Origin of the sequence: Melaminivora alkalimesophila (genome assembly GCF_000282995.1) — a bacterium.
In the GTDB taxonomy this organism is placed as follows: Bacteria; Pseudomonadota; Gammaproteobacteria; order Burkholderiales; family Burkholderiaceae_C; genus Melaminivora; species Melaminivora alkalimesophila.
Genome location: NZ_ALEE01000404.1, coordinates 1 through 4961 on the forward strand (window position 1 = coordinate 1; position 4961 = coordinate 4961).

General features: G+C 71.2%; 5 protein-coding genes. 4 read left to right on the top strand and 1 reads right to left on the bottom strand.

The window, feature by feature from the left end:
* Nucleotides 1-19 precede the first annotated feature (19 nt).
* The 4 genes from A612_RS07805 to A612_RS07820 all read left to right on the top strand — a co-directional run bounded on the left by A612_RS07805 (nt 20) and on the right by A612_RS07820 (nt 2965).
* Nucleotides 20-1027, top strand: a complete 1008-nt coding sequence (locus A612_RS07805; protein ID WP_019373946.1) for a DNA-directed DNA polymerase — start codon at nt 20-22, stop codon at nt 1025-1027.
* A 22-nt stretch (nt 1028-1049) separates the two neighbouring features.
* Complete coding sequence (locus tag A612_RS07810) at nt 1050-1409, top strand: PilZ domain-containing protein (protein ID WP_040436328.1); 360 nt, start codon at nt 1050-1052, stop codon at nt 1407-1409.
* Nucleotides 1410-1481: 72 nt separating this feature from the next.
* Nucleotides 1482-2291 (top strand): TatD family hydrolase, encoded by an 810-nt coding sequence (locus A612_RS07815; RefSeq protein ID WP_019373948.1) that lies wholly within the window; start codon nt 1482-1484, stop codon nt 2289-2291.
* Nucleotides 2288-2965 carry an ankyrin repeat domain-containing protein gene (locus tag A612_RS07820; RefSeq protein ID WP_019373949.1) on the top strand — a complete coding sequence of 226 codons (678 nt, stop codon included), beginning with the start codon at nt 2288-2290 and terminating at the stop codon, nt 2963-2965. Before A612_RS07815 ends, A612_RS07820 begins: the two co-directional genes overlap by 4 nt.
* A gap of 12 nt (nt 2966-2977) precedes the next feature.
* On the opposite strand, the gene msbA is transcribed toward A612_RS07820, so the two are convergent.
* On the bottom strand, nt 2978-4771 hold the full coding sequence (gene msbA / locus A612_RS07825) for a lipid A export permease/ATP-binding protein MsbA (protein WP_019373950.1): 1794 nt from the start codon (nt 4769-4771) through the stop codon (nt 2978-2980).
* Nucleotides 4772-4961 lie beyond the last annotated feature (190 nt).

Consider the following 4961-nt stretch of genomic DNA (forward strand, 5'->3'; position numbering starts at 1 on the left):
GCGGCCACGGGGGCGGGCCATGGCTGAGCCGGTCGCCCCCTGGATCGCCGCCCAGCGCGCGCAGCTCCTGGCCCAACGCGGCCACGCCTGGTTGCTGCATGGCCCCTCGGGGCTGGGCCAGTACGAGCTGGCGCTGGAGCTGGTGCGCGCCTGGCTGTGCGAGGCGCCCACGGCGGCCGGGGCCTGCGGCCAGTGCGCGAGCTGTCACGGCATCGCCGTGCGCACCCACCCGGACCTGTACGTGCTCATGCCCGAGATGCACATGCAGCGCCTGGGCTGGCCGCTGCCCGAGAAGGCCCAGTCGGAGCTCGACGACAAGAAGCGCAAGCCGAGCCGCGAGATCCGCGTGGACGCCATGCGCGAGGCGGTGGAGTTCAGCCAGCGCACCAGCAGCCGCGGGCGCGGCAAGGCGGTGCTGATCCATCCGGCGGAGCGCATGAACGCCATCACCGCCAATGCCCTGCTCAAGACGCTGGAGGAGCCGCCCGGAGACGTGCGCTTCGTGCTCGCGACCGAGGCGGCGCACGAGCTGCTGCCCACCATCCGCAGCCGCTGCCTCGCACACGCCATGGCCTGGCCGCAGCCGGAGCTGGTCCAGCCCTGGCTGCTTCAGCAGGGCATCGCCGCCGACGCGGTCGAGCCCTTGCTGCGCGCCGCGGGCGGGCGGCCGCACGAGGCGCTGGCCCTGGCGCAGGGCGGCCACAGCGCCCAGGCCTGGTCGCTGATCCCGAAGGCGGTGGCGCGCGGCGAGGTGGCGGCGCTGGCCGGTCTCGAGCCCGCGCAGGCGGTGCAGGTGCTGCAAAAGCTTTGCCACGACGCGCTGGCGCTGCGTGTGGGCGCCGCGCCGCGCTACTTCGCGGCGGCCGACCTTCCGGCGCCCGCCAGCCTGCCGGGCATCGGCCCGCTCACGCGCTGGTCGCGCGCGCTGCTGCAGCACATGCGCACGGCCGAACACCCCTTCCAGGCGGGCCTGATGCTGGAGGCGCTGGTCGCCCAGGCACAGCAGGCCCTAAACTCCCGCCATTGACCCCACCTCCAGAGCCGCACGCATGAGCAGTCCGCCGAGCACGCCACGCCCCAGCGTGATGCAGCTGAACATCAAGGAGAAGGCCGCGCTCTACGCCGCCTACATCCCCTTTTTCGAGCAGGGCGGTATCTTCGTGCCGACGGCGCGCGAGTACCGCCTGGGCGATGATGTGTACGTGCTGCTGACGCTGCCCGACGACCCCAAGCGCTACCCCATCGCCGGTCGCGTCGCCTGGATCACGCCGGCGCGCGCCGCAGGCAACCGCACGCAGGGCGTCGGCATCCAGTTCCCGAAGGACGAGCAGTCGAGCCAGCTGCGCCATCGGATCGAGGAAATCCTGGGCAGCAGCCTTGCCTCGGACCGCGCCACGCAGACCATCTGAGCCGAGCCCGGCCGCTGCCTCCGGGGCCGACCGTGCAGCCTGCCGGTCGGCCGCCTGTTCTGCCGAACCACGATGTTTGTCGACTCCCACTGCCACCTGAACTTTCCCGAGCTGCGCACGCAATTGCCCGAGATCCGCGCTGCCATGGCGCGCGCGCAGGTGGGCCGGGCGCTGTGCATCTGCACCACGATGGAAGAATTCCCGCAGGTCCATGCGCTGGCCACCGAGCACGACAACTTCTGGGCCACGGTGGGGGTGCACCCCGACAGCGAAGGCATCACGGAGCCCACCCTGGACGACTTGGTGGAGCGTGGGCGCCTGCCGCGCGTGGTGGCCATCGGCGAGACCGGCCTGGATTACTACGGCATGGACACGCGCAAGGGTGGGCGCAGCATCGCCGACCTGGAATGGCAGCGCGAGCGCTTTCGCACGCACATCCGCGCCGCGCGCGCACTGGCCAAGCCGCTCGTGATCCACACGCGCAGCGCCTCGGCCGACACGCTCGCCATCCTCGCGGAAGAAGGCGAGGACGGCGCCGGCAACCGCGCCGGCGGCGTGTTCCACTGCTTCACGGAGACCGCCGAGGTGGCGCGCGCCGCGCTGGACCGTGGCTACTACATTTCTTTCTCCGGCATCCTGACCTTCAGGAACGCCCAGGAATTGCGCGACGTCGCGGCCTTCGTTCCCATGGACCGCTTGCTGATCGAGACCGACAGCCCCTACCTCGCGCCCGTGCCCTACCGCGGCAAGGTCAACAGCCCGGCCTACGTGCCCTACGTGGCGGAGGCGGTGGCGAAGGTCAAGAACCTGCCGCTGGAGGCCGTCGCGGATGCAACCAGTCGCAACTTTGAGCAACTCTTCCTGAAAGGGTCGGCGCCATGATCGCACGCCGCGCGGCTGTCGGCGCACTGGGGGCCTTCGGCCTGGGCTGGACCGGCCTGGCCCACGCCAGCACCTACGAGGAATTTTTCCGGGCCATCGAGCTGGACAACGCCCAGGCCGTGGCTGCGCTGCTGCGCCGCGGCTTCGACCCCAACGCGCGCAACCCCAAGCGCGAGCCGGCGCTGATCGTGGCGCTGCACGGCGGCTCGCCCCGGGCGGCGGCGGTGCTGATCGGCGCGCGCGGGCTGCAGGTGAACGCGCGCAACCCCAAGGGCGAGACGGCGCTGATGATGGCTGCCCTGCACGGCCACATGGAGGCCGCGCGGGCGCTGCTCGCCCGCGACGCCGACGTGAACCAGCCCGGCTGGACGCCCTTGCACTACGCCGCCTCGAGCACGGCGGACGAGGCGCCGGCCATGGTCGCGCTGCTGCTCGAGCACCACGCCTACATCGACGCCGCCTCGCCCAACGGCACCACACCGCTGATGATGGCGGTGCGCTACGGCCGCATCGACGCGGCGCGGTTGCTGCTGCAGGAGGGGGCCGACCCCAGCCTGCGCAATGAGCGCGGCCTGTCCGCCATCGATTTCGCCCAGCAGGCCAACCGTCCCGAGCTGGTCGAACTGGTGGCCGAAGCCATCCGCCAACGCCAGCCGCACCGCGGCCGCTGGTAGGGCGGCGCCGGCTCAGGCGCCGGCCGAGCGCGCCTGCAACCGGGCGTAGAGCCCACCGGCGGCCATCAGCTCCGCGTGCGTGCCCTGCTCGGCGATCTGGCCGCGCTCCATCACCACCACGCGGTCCGCGTGCTCGATGGTGGACAGGCGGTGCGCGATGACCAGCGTGGTGCGCCCGCGCATGAGCTGCTGCAGGGCCTCCTGCACCAGGCGCTCGGACTCCGTATCCAGCGCCGAGGTCGCCTCGTCCAGAATCAGGATGGGCGCGTCCTTGTAGAGCGCCCGCGCGATCGCCAGGCGCTGGCGCTGGCCACCCGAGAGCTGCGTGGCGTTGTGGCCCACGACCGTGTGCATGCCCTGCGGCAGCGTCGCCACGTGCTCGGCCAGGTTCGCCGCCTCCAGGCAAGCCTGGACGCGCCGCTCGTCAAGGACGCCTCCCAGCGCCACGTTGGCGGCGATGCTGTCGTTGAACATCACCACGTCCTGGCTGACCAGCGCAAACTGGGCGCGCAGCGAGCCGAGCTCCCAGTCCTGCACCGGCACGCCATCCAGGCGCACGCTGCCGCGGTCCGGCGCGATGAAGCGCGGCAGCAGGTTCACCAGCGTGGTCTTGCCGGCGCCCGAGGGACCGACCAGCGCCACCACCTCGCCCGGGCGGATCGACAGGCTCACGCCCGCCAGGGCCGGCGCTTGGTCTTCCTCGAAGGACAGCGCCACGTCCTGCAGCTCGATGGCGCCCTGGGCGCGCTCGGCGCGGTGCGTGCCGCTGCTCTCGGGCAGCGTCTGGCCCAGCAGCAACAGGCCGCGCTCGAGCGCCGCCACGCCGCGCGTGATGGGGTTGGCCACGTCCGCCAGCCGGCGGATCGGCGCGATCAGCATCAGCATCGCCGCGATGAAGGAAGCGAACCCCCCCACCGTGACCTCGTGCGCGCCGCCGATGCTGCCGTGGCTTTGCCACAGCGCGATGCAGATCACGGCCGACAAGGCGCCCGCGGCCAGCAGCTGCGTGGTCGGCGTCATGGCCGCCGAGGCTATTGTTGACTTGATCGCCAAGCGGCGCAGCTGTTGGCTGAGGGCGCCAAAACGCTCGGCCTGGCCGGGCTGCGCGCCGTGCAGCCGCACCATGCGGTGCGCCAGCACGTTTTCCTCGACCACATAGGCCAGGTCGTCGGTCGCCTGCTGGCTGCTCTTGGTGATGCGGTAGAGGCGGCGCGAGAGCGTTTTCATGATCCAGGCGACACCCGGCACCATCACCGCCACGATCAACGTGAGCTGCCAGTTCAGGTAGATCAGGTAGCCCAGCAGCGCGATCAGCGTGAAGCCATCGCGCGACAGGCCCATGAGCGCCTGCACGAGGGCGGTGAAGCCGGTTTGCACCTCATACACCACGGTGTTGGACAGGGTGCTGGCCGACTGGCGCGAGAACAGATCCATCTGCGCCACCATGAGCCGCTCGAACAGCGCCGTGCGCAGGCGCAGCATCCCCTCGTTGGCGATGCGCGCCAGCGCGTACTGGCCAGAAAACTGCGCGATGCCGCGCACCAGGAACACGCCGATGATCGCCACCGGCACCATCCACAGCTGCAGCGACCCTTCGGTAAAGCCCTGGTCGAGCAGGGGCTTGAGCAGCGCCGGGATCAGCGGCTCGGTGGCCGCGCCCACCAGGGTGGCCAGGATCGCCAGTGCCCAGGCCAGGCGCTGGTGGCCGAAATACGCGTGCAGGCGCCGCAGGCGCGCCAAGAGCGGCAGCTGCGCCGCCGGGGCGCCGGGTGCCGCGGGGCTGCGGCTCTGGTTTGCTTCTCCCATGAGGCACCGATTCTACGTTTTGCCCCCACGCGCGCCGGCACAGTTTGTCACGGCTCCTGCCCTGCTGTGTGTAACATTGCGGTCCCGTATCCACCAGCGTCCACTGACCCTGCCCGCTTGCCAATGACCACAGAAGAACGCTCACTTGCCCCCTCCGATACCGCCGCCTGGATGCCGGCGGTCCGCCTGT